Annotated in this window: 1 protein-coding gene; it reads left to right on the top strand. The window is 66.8% G+C overall.

The window, feature by feature from the left end; genetic code table 11:
• A partial coding sequence (locus IG74_RS0144970) for an SPFH domain-containing protein (protein ID WP_030689725.1) occupies positions 1–440 on the top strand: 440 nt, incomplete at both ends.

Genomic DNA, 440 nt, shown 5'->3' with positions numbered 1-440 from the left:
CAGGTCGAGGACTACCGGTTCGCGGTCTCGCAGATGGCGCAGACCTCGCTGCGCTCCATCATCGGCAAGAGCGACCTGGACGACCTGCTCTCCAACCGCGAGAAGCTCAACCAGGGCCTGGAACTCATGATCGACAGCCCCGCCATCGGCTGGGGCGTCCAGATCGACCGCGTCGAGATCAAGGACGTGTCCCTGCCCGAGACCATGAAACGCTCCATGGCCCGCCAGGCCGAGGCCGACCGCGAACGCCGCGCCCGCGTCATCAACGCCGACGCCGAACTCCAGGCCTCCAAGAAACTCTCCGAAGCCGCCAAGGAAATGTCCGAACAGCCCGCCGCCCTCCAACTCCGCCTGCTCCAGACCGTCGTGGCCGTCGCAGCCGAGAAGAACTCCACCCTCGTGCTGCCCTTCCCCGTCGAGCTGCTCCGGTTCCTGGAGCG

This window comes from Streptomyces sp. NRRL B-1347, assembly GCF_000720325.1.
Lineage (GTDB): Bacteria > Actinomycetota > Actinomycetes > Streptomycetales > Streptomycetaceae > Streptomyces.
This window is presented reverse-complemented; position numbering and strand designations above follow the sequence as displayed.